This is a genomic window from Pontibacter pamirensis (assembly GCF_010015475.1).
GTDB classification, from domain to species: domain Bacteria; phylum Bacteroidota; class Bacteroidia; order Cytophagales; family Hymenobacteraceae; genus Pontibacter; species Pontibacter pamirensis.
Window position 1 is genome coordinate 1 of sequence record NZ_SSNI01000056.1, and the last position, 18,164, is coordinate 18,164.

22 protein-coding genes are annotated in these 18,164 nt (G+C 39.8%); all 22 read right to left on the reverse strand.

Features of this window, described 5'->3' with window-relative positions; all coding sequences use genetic code 11:
• Positions 1-332: 332 nt before the first annotated feature.
• Positions 333-803 carry a hypothetical protein gene (locus tag E1919_RS25065; RefSeq protein WP_162056158.1) on the reverse strand — a complete coding sequence of 157 codons (471 nt, stop codon included), beginning with the start codon at positions 801-803 and terminating at the stop codon, positions 333-335.
• A 158-nt stretch (positions 804-961) separates the two neighbouring features.
• Positions 962-1,318: a hypothetical protein gene (locus E1919_RS25070; RefSeq protein ID WP_162056159.1), complete on the reverse strand. Its 357-nt coding sequence runs from the start codon at positions 1,316-1,318 to the stop codon at positions 962-964.
• 97 nt (positions 1,319-1,415) lie between these two features.
• A complete protein-coding gene (locus E1919_RS25075) occupies positions 1,416-1,856 on the reverse strand; it encodes a hypothetical protein (protein WP_162056160.1) in 441 nt (146 codons plus the stop codon).
• A 44-nt stretch (positions 1,857-1,900) separates the two neighbouring features.
• Positions 1,901-2,320 carry a hypothetical protein gene (locus tag E1919_RS25080; RefSeq protein WP_162056161.1) on the reverse strand — a complete coding sequence of 140 codons (420 nt, stop codon included), beginning with the start codon at positions 2,318-2,320 and terminating at the stop codon, positions 1,901-1,903.
• A gap of 51 nt (positions 2,321-2,371) precedes the next feature.
• Positions 2,372-2,845, reverse strand: coding sequence for a DUF4262 domain-containing protein (locus E1919_RS25085; RefSeq protein ID WP_162056162.1), 474 nt, complete (start codon positions 2,843-2,845; stop codon positions 2,372-2,374).
• Positions 2,846-2,938: 93 nt separating this feature from the next.
• Positions 2,939-3,340, reverse strand: a complete 402-nt coding sequence (locus E1919_RS25090) for a hypothetical protein (protein WP_162056163.1) — start codon at positions 3,338-3,340, stop codon at positions 2,939-2,941.
• 151 nt (positions 3,341-3,491) lie between these two features.
• A complete protein-coding gene (locus E1919_RS25095) occupies positions 3,492-4,031 on the reverse strand; it encodes a HEAT repeat domain-containing protein (protein ID WP_162056164.1) in 540 nt (179 codons plus the stop codon).
• A gap of 138 nt (positions 4,032-4,169) precedes the next feature.
• Positions 4,170-4,724 (reverse strand): toxin-antitoxin system YwqK family antitoxin, encoded by a 555-nt coding sequence (locus tag E1919_RS25100; protein ID WP_162056165.1) that lies wholly within the window; start codon positions 4,722-4,724, stop codon positions 4,170-4,172.
• 75 nt (positions 4,725-4,799) lie between these two features.
• Complete coding sequence (locus E1919_RS25105; RefSeq protein WP_162056166.1) at positions 4,800-5,228, reverse strand: hypothetical protein; 429 nt, start codon at positions 5,226-5,228, stop codon at positions 4,800-4,802.
• Between the two features lie 85 nt (positions 5,229-5,313).
• Positions 5,314-5,727 carry a hypothetical protein gene (locus E1919_RS25110; protein ID WP_162056167.1) on the reverse strand — a complete coding sequence of 138 codons (414 nt, stop codon included), beginning with the start codon at positions 5,725-5,727 and terminating at the stop codon, positions 5,314-5,316.
• Positions 5,728-5,921: 194 nt separating this feature from the next.
• Complete coding sequence (locus E1919_RS25115) at positions 5,922-6,569, reverse strand: hypothetical protein (RefSeq protein WP_162056168.1); 648 nt, start codon at positions 6,567-6,569, stop codon at positions 5,922-5,924.
• A gap of 99 nt (positions 6,570-6,668) precedes the next feature.
• Positions 6,669-7,082 (reverse strand): toxin-antitoxin system YwqK family antitoxin, encoded by a 414-nt coding sequence (locus tag E1919_RS25120; protein WP_162056169.1) that lies wholly within the window; start codon positions 7,080-7,082, stop codon positions 6,669-6,671.
• A 237-nt stretch (positions 7,083-7,319) separates the two neighbouring features.
• A complete protein-coding gene (locus E1919_RS25125; RefSeq protein ID WP_162056170.1) occupies positions 7,320-7,745 on the reverse strand; it encodes a DUF4279 domain-containing protein in 426 nt (141 codons plus the stop codon).
• A gap of 617 nt (positions 7,746-8,362) precedes the next feature.
• Positions 8,363-9,559, reverse strand: coding sequence for a thioredoxin family protein (locus E1919_RS25130; protein ID WP_162056171.1), 1,197 nt, complete (start codon positions 9,557-9,559; stop codon positions 8,363-8,365).
• A gap of 133 nt (positions 9,560-9,692) precedes the next feature.
• Entirely contained in the window at positions 9,693-11,270 is a 1,578-nt protein-coding gene (locus E1919_RS25135) for a hypothetical protein (protein WP_162056172.1), read from the reverse strand.
• Between the two features lie 155 nt (positions 11,271-11,425).
• Entirely contained in the window at positions 11,426-12,073 is a 648-nt protein-coding gene (locus tag E1919_RS25140; protein ID WP_162056173.1) for an outer membrane beta-barrel protein, read from the reverse strand.
• A gap of 268 nt (positions 12,074-12,341) precedes the next feature.
• Positions 12,342-13,346 carry an alpha/beta hydrolase family protein gene (locus E1919_RS25145; protein WP_162056174.1) on the reverse strand — a complete coding sequence of 335 codons (1,005 nt, stop codon included), beginning with the start codon at positions 13,344-13,346 and terminating at the stop codon, positions 12,342-12,344.
• Positions 13,347-13,434: 88 nt separating this feature from the next.
• Positions 13,435-14,532 (reverse strand): signal peptidase I, encoded by a 1,098-nt coding sequence (gene lepB, locus E1919_RS25150; protein WP_162056175.1) that lies wholly within the window; start codon positions 14,530-14,532, stop codon positions 13,435-13,437.
• A gap of 143 nt (positions 14,533-14,675) precedes the next feature.
• Positions 14,676-15,341, reverse strand: a complete 666-nt coding sequence (locus E1919_RS25155; protein WP_162056176.1) for a DUF6624 domain-containing protein — start codon at positions 15,339-15,341, stop codon at positions 14,676-14,678.
• A 96-nt stretch (positions 15,342-15,437) separates the two neighbouring features.
• Positions 15,438-16,418, reverse strand: coding sequence for a hypothetical protein (locus tag E1919_RS25160; RefSeq protein WP_162056177.1), 981 nt, complete (start codon positions 16,416-16,418; stop codon positions 15,438-15,440).
• Positions 16,419-16,569: 151 nt separating this feature from the next.
• Positions 16,570-17,148 carry an O-methyltransferase gene (locus E1919_RS25165; RefSeq protein ID WP_162056178.1) on the reverse strand — a complete coding sequence of 193 codons (579 nt, stop codon included), beginning with the start codon at positions 17,146-17,148 and terminating at the stop codon, positions 16,570-16,572.
• Positions 17,149-17,334: 186 nt separating this feature from the next.
• Positions 17,335-18,069, reverse strand: a complete 735-nt coding sequence (locus E1919_RS25170) for a hypothetical protein (RefSeq protein WP_162056179.1) — start codon at positions 18,067-18,069, stop codon at positions 17,335-17,337.
• Positions 18,070-18,164: the final 95 nt, after the last annotated feature.

The window sequence follows — 18,164 nt, forward strand, 5'->3', positions numbered from 1 at the left end:
GTGCCTCTAGGACTACTTTGGCCTTGAAGACCGCGCTGAATTTCCTTCTTGTTCCTTTCATTGTTCCACTAAGTTAAATGTTATACATCAATTAAAGTAGTGGCCCTAAATCAAGGGAGTATTATACAACCGTAAACCCTTTGGTGTTGGGAAAAATTGAGAGAAAAGCTAAGTGATTTTCGTCTTCCCATACTATATGGGCTTTCTCCTGCCCAAGAGCTATTTTACAGAATATACAATTCTCTTCTTTCATTTATTGATATGTTGCATAACGTACTGGCCTATAGGATGGCGTAGCTAACTTATAGGCGTGGTTATAGCTTATTGTTCTTTCAGCAACCACATTCTCCATAGATGTCTCTAACTACTTCTACACCCTTCTTTGATTTTAATTTCATTGTCCCTTTTTGCTGCCAAGTCTCTTCTACCTGTCCGACTTGTTTATACTTAAGGGTAATTTCAAAATCTTCTGAAATCCAATTTTTGATGTTATGGCCTTCTGTTTCTCCTTCGGAGTTACTTAGGCTAAAGCTTTTCATTTCTCCATTGATTGAGACAAAGGCATTGCTTCCATAGTCGTCAACATAGATATATTTACCGCTATCAAAGTCACTTTTATTACTGGAGAAGTAACAAGAGCAACCTTCTATCTCTGGTGGAAATTCGGAGAAAGTGTCAATTACTATACCTGCGGCAGTAGATGATTCATTGGCACCAAAAGAGGCTTTGCTGTTTGAACAGGAAAACAAAAGTCCTGAAAGTATAAATAGCGTAAAGGAATATCTATTCAACATCTTATTCATACTTTCTAATTAGCTATAACGGTCCTCAAACTGGGTGTTGGGCATTTAAAGGCGAATCATTGTCCGCTTGAAGTTAAGTTTGTAAATGGCTGTGAGGCCCAAAGTTCCAGCATATGCCCTATAACCTGTTTGTTTTGTTGGCTGACGTAATATTTGCATTATTTCAGGTCTGTTCTTATTATAGGTATCTTCCCTGTTTCCCCTTTGATATTTTCTATGAATTCTTCCTTGGAAATAACTTTTACCATAAATCGAAATTCATTTTCCTGTGATACTACCTTCTTCTCTAAGAGATAATTGATTTGCTCGGAATATTTTTTGGATTTAATAGCTTCTTCAGTTAACTCAGCTAAAACCCAAGTTCCTTTCTCAATAAAAGTAAATTCATTGATGTCACCTTGAGAATACATTACCTTCAAATGATATAGAGTGGTTTCATATCCATTAGGCTCTTGTCTACAGGAAGTCAAACCTAAAAAAGCGAAAGAGGCCACTAAGGCCAAAATTTTTCTCATTTTCAATTTATTTTATGCCTGCCAACGGTACTCGTGCATAATGTGGGTGAGGCATAGCCGAAGCCTAAATTATGAACTTTGTTGGCAGAAGGAATTCTTAATTTTCTTTAGCAATTTGATATATGTAGTCAACCAATTTATCGACTTCGCTATTTTCATATTCCAAAGGTTCAATTAACCCGATAGCATAGTCCCTTAATTTATCTCTGTCCAAATCTGCTAATGTGCTAAGTGTTGAGTCAGATAGGTGCTTTAGTCGATTTGCTATTGCTTTGCCTGTAATACTATCAAACTTGTAAACTGACCTTTTTAACCAGTCTTCAACTACATCAGCACGCCCTTCTTCCTCGAAGTTTTTTATTACTTCTTCTCTCGCCTTGATAAGAAGACTTGTTATAAGTGGGCTGCCAGCGAATTCATTTAAGTCATAACTGTCTATTTGGTCAGAGAACTTGGCCCTCGCCAGTAACTTATAAAGTGCGTAGACTTCGTTTTTATCAGCTATAACCATCTCTTCTATAATTTTTCTTGCTGCCAACGTTACTCGTGCATAGTGTGGGCAAGGCAAAGCCGCAGCTTAAACTATGAACTTTGTTGGGCGAAGGCATTTTTCAATTTCTTAGCTACTGTGTTGTAAATCAAAAGCCCTATAGTATAAGGGGTAAAAAAGATTGAAATCACTGCCAATGTCAAAGGAATTTCAAGTCCAAAGTAGGTATCTATTCCCTTATTCGTAATTAGATGCAAAAGTAGAAACACTGACCAAATAACAAGATTTACAAGTGTAGAGTATTTCAATGTTACCTTAAACCTACTCTTGTCCGCATAGATGTCCCTTGCCAGCATCTTTCCCGCAAACCATAGAATAATGGTGAAAGCACTCAGCAGTCCTAAAGTAGAGTATCCATTTGTAAAGAACCATCCAAACAGAAACAGGCTTTCTCCTGTGATGATAACAGACACCATAGCAAAAAGCACCATTGCACCGATTCCTAAAGGCAAGCCTAAGGCTAAAGAAGCTTTTGCTCATGTGCTTGGTTAGCCAAGGTATTTTTACTTATCAAAGCTACTGTTGATTACCCCCAACATTGGTTGAAGGTCTTTTAGGTTTTCTGGCCAATCATCTTGCCATGGGTATACCCCACTTAAAGTAGGATAAACACACTGAAGCACAGGAAAATCATTGCTCTCATAGAACCTGCTTGCCTGACCAAAATATTCATCATAATGTTTCGCTTCAACATCCAGCATTAGGCATTCAAAATCATCTAATATTTCAGAGTAGAATTGTCCCCCTTTATATAATTTACCTTCTTTGATGTCAAATGCAATGTCATTGATTAGGACATGGGCTAACTCTCTCTTAAGACCAATTATTATGATTTCTGGATGCTGATAATTGTGGAATAGCCCAACTGAATAAGTAAAGCCAGGGCCTTTATCATCTTCTAAAACATGAATAACATGTAAGCCATGCTCTTTAATGTTAGAAAGCTGTTTTTCATACCCTGTCTTTTCTTTACTCATCTTTTCTTAATTACATATACTGGCTAACGGTGGTAGTGCAGCCGATGGGCGAGGCGTAGCCGAGCATAAAGGCTGAACTTTGTTGTAGGGCGTTTAAAATTTCCTCATATGATATTTCCACCCTTGATGCGTAATTATTTGCATTGAACTATTGGTAATATTCTCAACAGAAATTACATATTCTTCATTATCGAAATTGACTTTGAATGCATTATTTTCATGGGACCATGTAAAGAACTGTCCCTTCTTTCTTCCGCACCATATCAATTCTCCATTTGTTTTATCCGTTAATTCAAATCCAGAGTTATATTCAAAAGGTAACACTGCGTAGGCACATGGCCAAAAACTTCCTTTTTGATAAAAGATAGTGTCTCCGTTTGATTGAACTAAATATTCTGCCTCCCATTTGCCAATAAAATTTGGCTTTACACTTTCCTCTTTTCTACAAGCATAAATAAATATTAGCGCGACCAACATTAAAGTAATCTTGTTCATAGTTCAGTGTTGTTTCTATTTTAATAAAGTGAATATTTTTCTTTTAACATTTATTAAATTATGATAATGGACTACAACGGTGCTTGTATATGCGACTTGCGAGGCTTTAGCCGAAGCATGTAGTATATACTGGGTTAGCGGTTTGTTCTTTTTATTTTTTCTCTTTTAAATAACTCATGTACCCATCCATTGCATCCTGAATCATCTCTGGAACTTCTTCATAATCATAGTTGGGACACTTTTCAGGATGTTGTTTTATCTCTTCCCACATCTGGTTCACTTCATGCAAATCTTCTTTTGAAAACTCAAACTCCTGCTCGGAAAGAACTGCATAAGCACTGAATTTCGCTTCGTAGCTCTCATAAAATAGTATTTTAAACATCTCCTTCAACTTTTGGCTACAATCCAAACCTTCTAATGCAAAAACCATAGTTCCATTATACTTATGGTTTTCACTTTTAAATATAGCTTCCAACAATGGCTCAAGCGCTCTATTGTCCTTCATATCTTTTAGAGCCAGAGCTACACAATTTCTTAGTATCGGGTCTTTAGATTTGAGTAGAGGCAATAGAAATCCTAAAACTTCGTCTCCCCCAATTTCTCCAAGTCGATAAGCAGCAGTTCTCATCCTTTCCCATTCCTGTGAAAGAATATCATATTTTAGCTGGTCGAGTTCTTCTTGCTTTGTCAACTGTTCAATTTATAGTTGGTATTACCGCTAACGTTTGGTACAGGCTATGAGCGAGGCTTCAGCCGAAGCATAAAGCCTGTGCAGGGTTAGGTGTAGACATTATAAATCGCTATCAGTAAAAGCACTTTGAATAACTTGTTAGAGGTCTTTACACCCCAATTTATGTCCGTTGCTATCGTGATAGCACTCTCTATTCTTCTTACCATCTATGCTGTAATAGGTGATAGAGCCGACAACCTTGCCCTTTTCATACCTACCCTCCATCACTTTTGTCTCTGTACCTGGATAGTATTTGATAAATTCGCCATCTGGCCAGCCATCATGATAGTTTATGATGGTTTTAGGTACATTACCCTTCCAATATAAAATTGAGGGACCATTTGCCGTTCCACTAACAAATCTGTATTTCACTTTCATATCTCCGTTCGGGAAGTAAGCTATTGAGTCCCCATTCAACAAGCCGTTGTCGTAGAAAGCTACACTTTCAATACTTCCGTTCTCATAGTAGGTCTCTGTCTTACCTTCCTTCATCCAAAGCAATGTCTCTGATTTTATTTTTGGATTATCATTGGCATAGAAGGTAACCTCTTCCTTTCTATTACATGAAGTTAAGGTAAATAAGAAGTAAAGAGTTAAAGAAACTAAGAGTCTGTTCAGCCAGGAGTTATATTTAATCACAGCTCTGTTTTTCATAATTGTTGTTTTCACCTAACGGCTTTGCTATAAGATGGCGTAGCTAACTTATAGGTCTTGTTGGCATGCGGTTTCTTATATTTTTAGATAGTCTCTTAACTCTGTTTCAAAGGCTTCGAAATCAAAGTTTTTAAGCTTCTTTATTTCTTTCAGGATTTGAATAGACGAGAAGATTTGCTTTTTCAGATTAAGAACAAATTCATCATGCGTATACCTTGAGAAAAGTGAGAATTCAAGTTTGACATCGTATTCAACAGAGTCTTCTACTTCATACTCTGTTCCATAAGTGGTTAGTACTCTTTTCCCCTGTCGATATTTGGGCTTCCTTATTTTAAATAAGAAATCGAATTCGGGCGCTACTGCAATAATTCCAATCAACAACTCCTTTAAATCATCTCCAAAATTTTTATCAGCGAAATGGCTTCCAAGCTTATCAGAAAAGTTGTGAATCCAACCATTTCTATCCCCGCCAAGATTGGTTTCTAAGGTGAGAGCAAATATCATCTCTTTTGACTGTTTTTACTTTATGATTTAAATGGATGGCAACGGTATCGTATAGCAGGTGGCGCAGCGTCAGCGAGTCTACATACTATACCTTGTTAGGGGTTAGGTATTCTTCTGTCACTACTGCTGACGAGTTTTTCATGAGTTTATAGTCACTCTTCCTATTAAGGTAGCCTGTGACGCAAACCAGATTAAGTGAAAAAGCCAAAACTATTAACACAAAGTCGGTTGGTGTTATAGAGTTCAGTACCCTGATTTTAAACAACAGGAGAACCAGAAGTACAGCTATTATCAAACAGGCTACCCCGCTTAAGCTGATAAACAAAAAAGGATTTTCTAACTCTTTTATAATCTGTAATTCACGAATCAACCAAATAATTCCAACTGTAAACAGTAAAAAAGAAAGAGTTTTAACTACACTCTTCTTCTTTTTCCTGTCTCTATCATCGACTGATGAAAGAAAAATCGGCAATTCTGATAAAAGGTCAAGAATACCCATTGATGCATTTAAGTTTTTCTATTATTACTACTTGTCCCTAACGGCTCGTGCTTATGCAGGCTTGGGCTCTTCGAAGTTGCGAATGGTCCTGCGTGAACTAAATGAAGTATAGATCTAAATTTTAAATCAACACGTCACACCAAGCTTGCATAAGCACTTTGTTGGCGGCTGGTTTTCTACTTCAATAATAATTTTTAGCTCTCATTAATTTTCTGTTGATATTGAATTAATCGAGCTAAGAGTCGCCAAATTATTATGACAATTGCAATTTGAATCGGAAAACGTATATCAGTTCTCAATTGTCCCTTTGAAAAAAGGAAGAAAAAGAAGACAAACATCACGATTGCCACAACATTAAGCCATCTATTCCATTTGGCTTGTTGTAATTCAATATCAAGTTTTCTGTCCAAGTTTAGTTTTAGATCTGTCTTGTTAATAAGCCAGGTTTCTAAACTGTTGTAGTTAATAAATTCTAAGTCAGAAATACTTGTCAGATAACCTGAACTTGTTTGAATAACAAGCTTACGATAGTCACCCATTTTGTAGGTCTCCCATAAGTCCCATTTTAAATGCTTTATATTGTCAAACTTGAAACTCTGAAGCTTAAATCTAAATGGTATTATAAAAATCAACTCTTTATCGGTCATTACTACAATCTTGAAACGATAGCTAAGTAGCACAAACATTATGTAACACACAAGAATAAACACTGCTAAGAAAACTACCGCTCCTGTTGTCGCTGTTGCAAATTTGTCTAAAAACAGAGTTGTCATTGCTATGCTAAGTGTCCCGAAGAAAACATAACCGAAAAGCGGTAATATGTTTGGTATTCCTATTCTCAAGTCGTCTTAATTGTTTAGTGTTACTCGAAGATAAACTTGCCCATAACGGCACTGCTATGGTGCGTTTATGCACTATAGCTGGTGTTGGCGGAAGCAGTTTTAGAAATCTTTACAGCCTATATTCTCTCCATTTCTGCTGAAGTAGCACTCTCTGACCTTGATGCCATTATCATGGTATATCTCGAGCGTATCAACTACTTTTCCATTCATATACTGCCTTTCCATAAACACCACATCTGTTCTGGGAAAGTATCTCACAAATGGTCCATGCATTACTCCATCTTTGTGATTCATGATGGTGCGTATCTTTCCGTCTTCAGTGTAATATATAGATGTACTATCTGCCATGCCTTCGACATACTTCCCTTCAAATTCCTTCCTTCCATTTAGGTAATAAGCTATAGTGTCACCATGTGGTAAACCCTGCTTGTACATTGCATAAGTCTTTATATTACCGTTTTCATAATAGACACTTGTTCCTCCATGTCTTAGCCCCATGTAAGTTTCAGACACTGTTTTTAGTGACCCGTTCTCATAGTACTCTGTATCAAGATTGGAGCAGGATGTAAAAACGGATGTACAAAAGCAGAGGGTAATGAAACAGCCTTTGTGTTTAAATAAATTTTTATACAATTCTTATCTTCTAAAAGTATTCATGATTTCTTGTTACCGCCAACGTTTAGTACATGAGGTGAGCAATGCGTAGAAGAGCTTTGCTCATGTGCCTTGTTGGTGGCTGCTATTCTATTTTTAGTTTGCTTCATCGCTGCAATAAAAGTCGAACCAGAAATCAACACCTAAGTCTGCTAACTTTCTCAATTGCTGCTTCGATAAAGTGGGTCCTCCATTGCAGGTCTTCGATACCCAATAGCAAGTGATGTCAATTTGAGCGCTGCCTTTCTGAAGTTCTTCAATCTTATCTTTTACAGGTAAAATCTGGTCTAAAAGATAATCAATGTGCCTTCTTGCATCCCTTGAATCTACTGCTTCAGCCGAACTTAAAAACCAACCGTTAGAAGTGCACCTGCTTCTCTTACTCAACTCTTGTCCTTTTACTTGTGTCCTTGAAGGGGTTAGTTTCAAAAAATCAGACAAATAGTCTGGCGGTTGAGCATCATAGAAAATCCGTAAAGTGACAATGGTTTCTTCACATGATTTATAATCGTCTGAGTACATTCTTCTATAATTTCAGTTACCACCAACGGTTAGGCTATACGACGGCGGAGGCCGTCGGCCGATGCTGGCGTTTAGGTATTGTTGTGGCAAGTTTGTTTTCTGCAATGGCATGAACGTTCTTTTATTTTACCTATTTTCTGCTCTTGACCTGTTTTACAAAAATTAGCCTCAAAACAGGTTTTAAGTTTTAATTTGCTATTTATTCCTGAATTTCCAGTCCGTCCGTTATGCCATAATTTCTGAAAAGTAGGCTGAAAACGCATTTATTGCTAAAGTCTGCTTTATAGTAAACTTAGGACTTGAAATAGCATGAGTACCCAAATATGATGGATAATACTTTAATCGTTTTTTTCAAGCTGGGTCCATGAGTCGCCTGCCATTCGAGGTATTTTTCTTTCTTGTCGTTCCCTTGAACATTGGCTTTTCCATCCGCATATTTGTAGAAGTACCTTGCAATAAATGAAAATGCAAGTATTCCTAAAATCGAGGAGAGAAGTAATGTTGGATTGTCCACTTTCTGTATTTAATATTTTGGTTCTTCAAATTAGCCACAACGGAGTTGTGCATGCTGAGCCAGAAACGTAGTGAGGGTTTAGCATGCACAGGGTTATATGCTGTCATTCTTCATTTGCAGCTTGTAGTTCGGCAACAAGTTTGGCAGCTTCACTACTCTCTTCCCCAGACTTACGGGCTACTGCTATAGCTTCCCTTGCTGTTTCTAACGCCTGTGTGTCTTTACCCACTCTATGTTGAAGCTGCGCATATAGATTAAGGTTGTCGTAGCTCTTTTCTGTTTTGATTACTCGCTCCATTATTTGGGTGCCTAACTCTAAAGCTTGCATGTTTTTAGCGAAATGCTTGAGATAGATGGCTGTTTCGTACATGGTACGCCAGTCATCCCCACCTTGGCTTCTACCATACTCTAAAGTTGCCTTTGCATACTTTACCCATTCTTTCTGCCCCTGATAAAAGTAAATTTTGGCTAATGAAGAAAGCCTGCTGGTATCTGCAAAGTTAGCACCTACTGCTCGGTCTACTTGTTTAAGTAACTGGGCATCATCTTCACTTCCTGCTATACTGGCTGTTCTTGTGATGATTTTCTCAGCCTTGTGTCTAACCTCGTCTTCTTTGAATAAATGGGTGAACTTGTTCTGGTTTTCAAGAAAGTACTGCGTGGCGGGTGATTGGAAACTGAGGAACTTTGAAAAAATGTACTTTATATTCTTTTCAGACTCTAATTGTTGGGTTGACTGTGTTTCTAAGTATTCTCTTACGACTTTCTCTTCTGGACTTTCTTCCTGATGATAAGAACCCAAGGCATTGCTGTAGTTGAAAAGCAACTCAGGAGACCTATCTCCGCTATCATACCTCCTTTTTAGTGAAAATAGAGCCTTCTCTGGATTGAAAGCGTCTTTGCCATCAAGTATAAACTCTTCAGCAGGCTTAGCCGAGCCGCTCTGATGCACCTGCACACCGTCCTTGTTGAAGTACATGTATGTCGGGAAACTGACTATACCATATTCTTTAGCAAGTGCTTCTCCCTCTGCACCATCTTCAATGTTAATTTTATGGCTGACAAAGTTTGAGTTGTAGAAATCTGTTACTTCCTTATCGGTAAATACCTCTTTCTCCATTTGCCTGCACCAGCGACAAGAAGGGGTATATGCATATAGAAAGATTGCTTTCTTCTCTTTCTTTGCTTTCTGAAGTATTTTAGACCAAGATGAATTGGCAAAGTCAATGCTTTTTCCCTCTTGGGCTTCACACACCAGAACGACTGAAAAAAGAATTATGAGTATTAAGTTAATTTTCATTTAATGAGTTTGTTTTATAGCATATAACGGCTCTAAAAATAGGAGCGGCTGATGTAAAATGCCATGTTATCAATTGTGGGCTAAGACAATGAATCCCAGTTTACCTACTGTCCAGGAAGAAACACAGCCGTTACTATTTTTTATCGTCAGTAGGCGTAATTTTTTGCATATCTACTTTTTTCCCATTTTCATCAAACGTATAGAGGTAAATAGACTTGTCTCCTTGGAAAGGCAGTTCATACTTCTTTCCTGTTTTCAAGATTGTAGTGTAGTAAGGCACATTTCTGTAGTAGTCAAATTCGGTTTCCATCTCATCTTCATAAAAGAGGGCTACCTGCACGTCAAAGTCAGAATTATTTTTATAATGAAATGTTGCTTCCCATCCCGATTGAGAAAGCCCTTTGTTATTCAATAAGTGAAAGTCTACAGAAGAAAACCTGAGGTTGTCAAAGTTTTTACTATCAATAAGACTGTAATCATATGGTGATTGCTTTCGATAGGAGTTCAGGTGTGTCTGGCTTACTGTCAAAGGGCTTATGTTATATCTCTCCTTAAGTTCAGTCGCCATCCATTTTTTACCTGCTTTTGTCTGCTTTTCAAGTAGATGGTCTATTCCCACTAACCCTACTACCTTAACCTTTGGATTGATTCTGAAAGTCTTATTGTAAAGATTTTCAGCCTGAGCAACTTCTCTATCAGTGTCATTTACTGTGTTTTCATACGCAACAAACGTAAAACCTAAAGCCTTGGCCTTTCTTAATAGATTTCCGTAGTTCTGTTCCCGTGTGTAAAATCCTGTTTCTAATGTTGGAAACCCATCACTTAAGTTCAGTAAGCTATCCTGCCCAGCTCCCAGTGCCTCTAACGCTAAATGGGTGTATCCTATATCCTTTAAGTAAGGTAGCAGCTCTATCAATAAAACCCTGTGGTTTGGGTAAAAATGGTTTTCATTTATGAGCATTAGCTGATGCTTCTTTGCTTCCATGACAAGCCTTGCTATTGCTTCGGCATTCGAAATGGTATGTCTACTAATGATATTACTTATTGAGTCATTGGCCTCAAACTTTGATTCTAATTCTGTTCTTAGGTTATTATAGTGTTCGTTATCTCCTAAAAAGGAAGCAAACGTTGATTCCATTTGGAATTTTGCCCATTCCTCCTGTTTGTCATAAGCGGGATAATTCTTTACTTCATTTAAAGCAGCATAAAACTTATTAGAATCACGGTATCTTTTAACGACATTCATTACAGAACTTATTTCTTTGCGATAGCCAGGCCCCACCTCCAGACTTTGGAACATGCTTTCCAGGTCGGCTTCCAAAGATGAGATAGCCCCTTTTGCTAAAGGATAGCCAATGAATCGAATTGCTCTGTTGTGGAGAAGTGTGTCAAAAGTGACTGCTTGTGCTGGTTTTTCAAAACTTGACTTACTTCCTGTTGTGACAAGGTATTCATAAGGAGGGAAGTCTGTCTTTCCGTAAATAAGCACGTCTTCTTCCAGCCTGAGCTTTTGCTTTCTAAGCGCCTTCCTCAATTCCTTTTTATCAGTTATATACTCAATGTCGGCAGGGGTTTTATAGTAGAGTTGCAAAGAGTCGTTTATAATATGCATATCAAAGTCTTTGACATACCTATTGTGTTTGAAATGCTCACTGACTTTAGGAGAACACCCAAAAATTAGTACTAAGCCTATTATTTTGTATAGTTTCATATTTATTCCTGCTTACAGTTGGGCTGTGGTGTATCTCAATGTACTATAGCTGGTGTTGGGCAAAGGGTGGTTTATATGCAAGGACACTGGAATATGTTATACCAACCAAGTGTCAAGCAAGCTTTTTATGACACTTCTTCGCATCATTGATTACTTTATAGGCGATAGTTAATGCCTATTCCCTTAGAACCGTTTTTGAGCGTCCTTGCATTTTGGCTTTCAAAGTTGAAGTAGGATAAGGTTCCTTCTCCATAAACGCTCAACCTATTGCTTAATCTATAGCTAAGGGCCAAGCCAGCGGTTGCCACCACCGTGAAGCTTGATGAATTATCATTGTATAATTCGATTGGCTCTGACCCACCATTAAGGCTTTCTGTTGACCTTGCCTGAATGTGCCTGTAAACTGGTGCAATGGAAACATGACCAGAAAGCTGTAGGCGTCTGTTGGGGTTAAAAGGTGTGTAGTTTAATCTTATGGGAGCAATGACTGCACTGATACTCTGCTGACTTTGCTTCATGTAGATACTGTCTGCTTTTATATATCTGGAAGTGCCTCCCATGCTCATCTCGTTAAAGCCGTAGCCAAGCCCAACCTGTATACTTGTTCTTTTGCTCAACCTGTAACCGTAGTGAAGGGTAATAAACGGCAGACCTAATCCATGCATGTCACGATACTTCGGGTTACCGACAGCCTCATAAGGTACAACACTAATACCTACACCAACAAAGGTCTCCCTTTTTACTTTGGAAGGTGGTTCAGACGCACCTTGCTGCTGCGCCTGAACAGACACGACAGTAACCATATAAAAGATGAATAAGAGCAGTAGAAGCTTGAAATTGATTGTTTGTAAGCGCAGAGGGTGAGTGTGCTTTCTCTTTTGGGTTTAGGTTTCATAGAGTCAGGGGTGTTGAATGTAATAGCTTAAAGCAGAAGCATGAAAGGCAATAACAGGTAAAATTGTAACATTGGGTATGTTGACCTTCTTTTGTTGTTTTCATACTTCAACTTTTACCCAACGTGTTTGGCTATAAGGTGGCGTAGCTACCTCGTAGGTTTGGGTCGGCACAGAACTAATTCTTCTCAAGCCACACCTTCCAGTCCTGCGCCACCTTATCCCACCCAAAATCATCATAGTTTACTTTGCCTTTCTCGTCAAAGCCAAAGAAGTTGTGTTCCCTTCCCACATAAGGCATGAAGGCGAAGTTCTTCCTTCTTTCACGTATCGTCTCTATGCGCATGTAATCGAAGAAAGGGGCAGCAATGTCCTCTGTGCCATAGGAAACCAGCACTGGTATTTTCAGCTTACGCAACGAGTGTAGCGGTGGCTCTGAGAAGCTGTAAATGGATTTATAGGTCACCTCACCCTGGACTTGGTTGTTCTCTGAGTCCTTCACCAGTTCCTCCCAAAACGTGAACTGCTTCTCTGCTGCCGTACCCACAGAATCATCACGCTGCCTTATCTGAGAGACAGTGGTCATCATTCTGCCGAAAGGGTTGGTACTGGCGAAAACAAGGTGAGTCACGTCCTTCGATACTTCTGCAAGCTTGGCTGCTACAGCCGCACCTTCCGAGTGACCAGCAACAACTACTTCATTATCACTTACCCAGCTTTGCTTTTTCAAGTACTTGATCGCTGCCCTGTTTCTGTTGGCATAGTAATTTAGGTTGTCTCGCATGATGTACCTCTCTGGGAAGTTACCTGTATGCGGTTCTACATAAGCCATATCTCTCCGCAATTCACCTGCGTTGCTGATAAGCGGCACGTATGGTTTGCTGATAATGGCAAGGTGGTAGCCATCCAGAAGTATGTTGGCATCGAATGGGAACACCATGTAAGGCTTCCCATTCTCTTTGAGCAGGATAAGCGGTTTCGGCAGTGAACCTTGGACAAAGAGAAACAGTGGCTTCTCTGTTTCTTCTTCACCTTTTTTCGACATCACCAGAATATCTACCGTGTCCTGCTGGTAGCGTGTTTGCAGGTGCCTGAAGCCAAAGTCCTCAGGTGTCTTAGACTGGGCTGCAAATTGAAGAGACACAAGTAATGGAAAGAGTACGAGTAGAAAAGCCTGCTTCATTAATTCTTGTTTTAAACTTTTACCTAACGGGTGGTTGCCCACTCTTACAACAGCACAAGCTTTATTTACAATCTTACTTTGCTAAGGCTTAGTTGATAGCATTGAAAAGTCTGCTCCACCGAATCTTGTCAAAAGCACCTCCATACTCGTTTGTTGACATCCAGATAAAAACAGCTTTCCCCACTATATGGTCTTCTGGCACGTACCCCCAGTAGCGGGAGTCAAGGGAGTTATGTCGGTTATCGCCCATCATGAAGTAATAATTCTGCTTGAAGGTGTACTGTTTTGATTCTTTGCCGCCAATGTACAACTTCCCATCTCTAATAGCTGCATCTTCATTATGCTCGTAGGCCAATATTGCCTTCTCGTAAAATGGCAGGGATTCAGGTGTAATGGCTACGGTAGCTCCTTTCTGGGGGATGTACAGCGGACCATAGTTGTCTTTGTTCCAACTCAGGCTTGTAACATTGGGAAAAACCTCACCAGGAGCGTCAGTCTGCTCCCACAGGGAAACATCTTTGATGAAATCAAGTGCTTTCAACTGCGCAGCAAGCTCTGGCGAGGCATCAATCACATACCCATCCTCCCACAGTATCACTTCATGCACCCGAATTCCTTTATCCAGGAAAAACTTCTCGCTCAGGCGCTGGTTTGTTTGCACATAATACTTGTACTGCGCCTGCTCTGGCATAGCCACTGCTTTTCCGTTTATGTACACCTGCCTGTCACGAATCATGAGGGAATCACCAGGCAAGCCGATGGCACGTTTGATATAGTTGGTGCGAAGGTCAGCAGGGTGATGTTCCTCTGGGGGGAAATTAAACACCACCACATCGTTGTGTTCTACATCAGAGAAACCTGGTAGTCTGTAAGAGGGAAGCTGTATGGCATCTGAATAAGAGGGTATGTTTGTGCCCCAGATGGTCTGGTGCGTAAGCGGCACCTGCAACGGTGTGATAGGCGTGCGTGGCCCGTAGTGCAGCTTGCTTACAAATAGATAATCCCCCACAAGCAGTGACTTCTCCATAGAAGGGGTGGGAATGGTGTAGGCTTCGACAGTTCCCCAACGAATTAAGCTGGCTGCCACCACCGCAAAGATAATGGCATCACCCCACTCACGGGCAAAGCTCTTTTTCTTCTTAGGTTCTGCTGCGGCTGGTTTCTTTTTGAAAAGCTTTAATTTCATAAAGACAATTTATGATATTTTTTTAATGTTGCCTATCATGCTGGTCATTCGGTTTGTAACAGCCTTTGCTTTCATCCTCATTCATTTTGTATTCCGATTTTGTCTAACGTATTGGGCTTTGCGGTGGCACAGCTACCGTGAAGCTATTGTGGAGTATCGTTATTCTTTTTCGGTAGCTGCTCATTTGGGTCATATTTTGCCCCGAGTTGTTTGGCGTTTTCTTCAACTGTCGTTGTAAAACCTATTTCTTTCCTGCGTTTGTTTACGTTCTCCACGTCTTCAATGGGCCAGATAACTTGCCCTCCTTCTGGTCGTACCCAACTCGCTGCCTGAGTGCCGTAAATCTGCTTCTTACCCTGAAACATCAGTAGCCTGTCACGCATTCTTGCCGCATCCGTAGCACTTGCTTCCCCTTGTTTTGCAAGAGCTTCCATTTGTGGCAGGTACTTTTCTATTGTTTCCAAGCTGGAATGCTGAACCACGTAAAACATAGCACTGGCAGCCTTCTCGCCAACTTTACTTTTCGGAAGCCAGCCGTATTGCTCAATGATTGGGAATACCTTCGTTTGATTTACCGAGTCAACAGCCATCATTTTCATAGAGTGGACTTTACTCGCTTCTGGGCTGGGAAAGCTGTCCCAGTGTATATTCCTGATACTTTGGTCAACGTCATATACCTCTTCCAGTTCTGTTCTTAGCAATGCATAGTCTGGTTGCTTCTCTTCGACTGCTGGAGCCGAAGTAGTGCAAAGAGAGGGCTGGCATCCAGCCATTAGTAATAGGATAGTGATGGTTTTAATTAGTTTCATTTTTATGAGTGTTAACGTACTGCTGTACTGGTATAGCGGATGGCGAGGCTTTAGCCAAGGCATGACCGCTGTACTTTGTTACCTGTTGTCATTTTTTCAACTTGCCTTCAGTACATCTTCCAGAGAAAGGTTTTCTTCACGGAACAACCTGGCTTTGTACTCTATATTAAGCTTATCTAACAATCTGGCCATATTGAAGCCAGTGGCATAAAAGTAAGCACCACTCTTCGTGGTCAGGTACAGCCACTCATCCTTATCTATTTTATAGTTCTTGAAATAGCCGTAAGAATGATAGGATGTGTCGGAGCTTGTGAGTCTTTTATCAGGGACTTTATCAGAGAACTTTTCATAGAGTTTCTGCTCTACGTATCTGGCAGTACCCTCCATTGTCTCATATATTTTTTCATAGTTTTCTATGTCGAAGCCGAGCCTTCGCTTTGTTTCCTTCCTACGCTGCTCTCTTAGCTTAGAAAAGGCAGTAGTCAAGCTATCAACTTCTGTCCTGCTTTCAGAGTCCAGGGCAAGTAGCAATAGCTTGTTTTCCTTATCTACTTTTTCCTTAAACCAGGGATTGTTTAGGTAAATATTACGCAGACTGTCCTGTGGTACAGAAGAGAGGTTATTGGACATTGATTGAAAGTAATTCCTGTGCCTGTACTGAAAGCCGTGGAAGTATTCATGGACTACCATTGTTACCCACTCTTCCGTTGAAGAGACATCTTGGATTACTTTGCGGGTTTCTTCAAAACCGCTACAATGCATAAAAGGAGCATAGTTATCGTAGGCAGTAGAATCTCCAGTCGAGAAGCCTGTGGCCATGTGAAATGGGGTACTGTCAAAACGCTCGGATGTTTTGTAAATCCTGATGTTGCTGTTTTGGGAAACGAGTTTTGGATGATACGATTTTAGAAATCGTTCTGTAGGGTTAGCTATAAAAGAGGAAGTATCTGTATAGTAGATTAATGGTACGTCATACTTACTTTCATCAAAACCAGGCCAAATATCTCTTGCTATAGCTGGTTTCAGGTTGTAAACATATGCTATCCTATCAAAAACTACTTGCTCTTGTTGTTCCAACACGCTTTTACATGCAAAAGATGATATGGCCAGTAAAAGTATAGGCAGTTTGCGCATTGTTCAATCTCTTATGAAAACAGGTAACGGCTGGCCACATAAAGCGAGCAAGGCGTAGCCGAAGACTGGTGTATGTAACCTTGTTGTAAGCTGTTTATTTTTTAACAGCAACTACAATTCCTGTTGCCCATACCTGCTTTGTCAAAACAAAGTCCTCTCTTTTTTCTAAGCGTTCAATAAGGTTGATTGCCTTTTCATGATGCCCTTCTGGCCAGTTTGGCTGCGGCAGCATATCGTCAATAATATATAATCCTCCTTTATTCAACATGGACAACGTTTCATCTAAAAGAAGGTATTTCCCATGCCATGTGTCGGCAAAAATGTAGTCAAACCTTTGCTGCTTGTTACTTTCAATCCATTCGCCACCATCTGTATGAATGAGTTCCAGCCGCTTATCATCACTTAGGAACTGCCGTGCGATTTCCAGGAACTGAGCTTCATTGTCTATCGAGACAAGAGTGGAACTATCATCCATCCCGTCCAGAATCCACGCTGTTGACAACCCTGTTCCCGTGCCAAGTTCAAGAAATTTACCTGATGGCTTGGAGCCTGCCAGCGTCCGAAGCAGAGAACATGTTAATACATCTGAGGCCATTGTAAAACCTGATGCTTTGGTAGCTTCATCAATAGCGATGTAAGACTTTGGGAACTGCTGGTATATTTCTTCTGTCATTATTTATTGAGTCAAAATATCTTACAACGGCTTTGCTTAAAAGTGGCGTAGCTAAATTATAGGCATGGTTAGGCAGTGTCATTTTTATTATCTCTATAATAGCTGCTGTATAAATAGCTGCTGTATAGCACTAATAAACTAATCCCTCACCTGATGGTCCTTTACACCTTTCATTTTTATACCACTTCAATATATCCATCCTTTTTCTACCACTACAATATATCCATCCTTATCAATTCTGAATGTGGCATAGTTAATTATGTAGTCTGCCCAGACATCCTGTTTCTCTGGCTTTTTCTTTCCATCTGCCTTCAGAACTTTCATCCCCTCTCTACTAATTACAACATCTTCATAATACGGCTCGTCTTCATAATAAAAAGTATGGTCTTGGGTGAGCCTTGTATTACCTAATCTGCTTTTCTGGAAGTCATGCAATGCCACCCTTGCCAAGCTAAGTATTCTGTTACCCTTTGTGTTTAGCAACAGTGTAACAAACTTATTGTCGCAGTACGACATCACATCATACTCAACAAAAACAACTGTGGTGGTGAAGTTTGTGCTGTAAGGAATTTTGCCGACCAAAGTTATCTTTACCCTGTCGAAGTGTTGACCTGCACCAAAGTCCGTTGCAGGCTCATAAGGGTCACAGAAGGCATCAAAGATGCCCGTATTACCTATATTCGTAAGCAAGCTGTCTTCATCAATAAATTCCTTCTCACCTAAATTAGCCATTGATATTGTTAACATGGCATGCTCGTACACACCCATTCCTTCCACCGCTTGCTCCATTCCTTCTGGCATCTTCACATAACTTTTCTTGTAGTTGTTGAATTGGAATCCTCTATTTTCCTCTGGTTCAGCTAAAGGAGCAAACCAAGAGATAAACTTGAAAAATAGCGATAATAACAATAACTGATACATAGCTTTAGTTCTTCATAGGTGGATAAACGAAGATAGCAATTGAGTAGAAGGCAAATTCATATTTTAATATGCTTGAAAAGGCTGGGCAATGATGG

Coding starts and splice junctions, on each gene's coding strand:
- E1919_RS25165 (WP_162056178.1), bottom strand. CDS start 17,148: ATGACAGAAGAAATATACCAGCAGTTCCCAAAGTCTTACATCGCTATT.
- E1919_RS25065 (WP_162056158.1), bottom strand. CDS start 803: ATGAATAAGATGTTGAATAGATATTCCTTTACGCTATTTATACTTTCA.
- E1919_RS25125 (WP_162056170.1), bottom strand. CDS start 7,745: ATGTACTCAGACGATTATAAATCATGTGAAGAAACCATTGTCACTTTA.
- E1919_RS25130 (WP_162056171.1), bottom strand. CDS start 9,559: ATGAAAATTAACTTAATACTCATAATTCTTTTTTCAGTCGTTCTGGTG.
- E1919_RS25110 (WP_162056167.1), bottom strand. CDS start 5,727: ATGGGTATTCTTGACCTTTTATCAGAATTGCCGATTTTTCTTTCATCA.
- E1919_RS25070 (WP_162056159.1), bottom strand. CDS start 1,318: ATGAGAAAAATTTTGGCCTTAGTGGCCTCTTTCGCTTTTTTAGGTTTG.
- E1919_RS25145 (WP_162056174.1), bottom strand. CDS start 13,346: ATGAAGCAGGCTTTTCTACTCGTACTCTTTCCATTACTTGTGTCTCTT.
- E1919_RS25090 (WP_162056163.1), bottom strand. CDS start 3,340: ATGAACAAGATTACTTTAATGTTGGTCGCGCTAATATTTATTTATGCT.
- E1919_RS25140 (WP_162056173.1), bottom strand. CDS start 12,073: ATGGTTACTGTCGTGTCTGTTCAGGCGCAGCAGCAAGGTGCGTCTGAA.
- lepB (WP_162056175.1), bottom strand. CDS start 14,532: ATGAAATTAAAGCTTTTCAAAAAGAAACCAGCCGCAGCAGAACCTAAG.
- E1919_RS25100 (WP_162056165.1), bottom strand. CDS start 4,724: ATGAAAAACAGAGCTGTGATTAAATATAACTCCTGGCTGAACAGACTC.
- E1919_RS25105 (WP_162056166.1), bottom strand. CDS start 5,228: ATGATATTTGCTCTCACCTTAGAAACCAATCTTGGCGGGGATAGAAAT.
- E1919_RS25170 (WP_162056179.1), bottom strand. CDS start 18,069: ATGTATCAGTTATTGTTATTATCGCTATTTTTCAAGTTTATCTCTTGG.
- E1919_RS25155 (WP_162056176.1), bottom strand. CDS start 15,341: ATGAAACTAATTAAAACCATCACTATCCTATTACTAATGGCTGGATGC.
- E1919_RS25085 (WP_162056162.1), bottom strand. CDS start 2,845: ATGAGTAAAGAAAAGACAGGGTATGAAAAACAGCTTTCTAACATTAAA.
- E1919_RS25135 (WP_162056172.1), bottom strand. CDS start 11,270: ATGAAACTATACAAAATAATAGGCTTAGTACTAATTTTTGGGTGTTCT.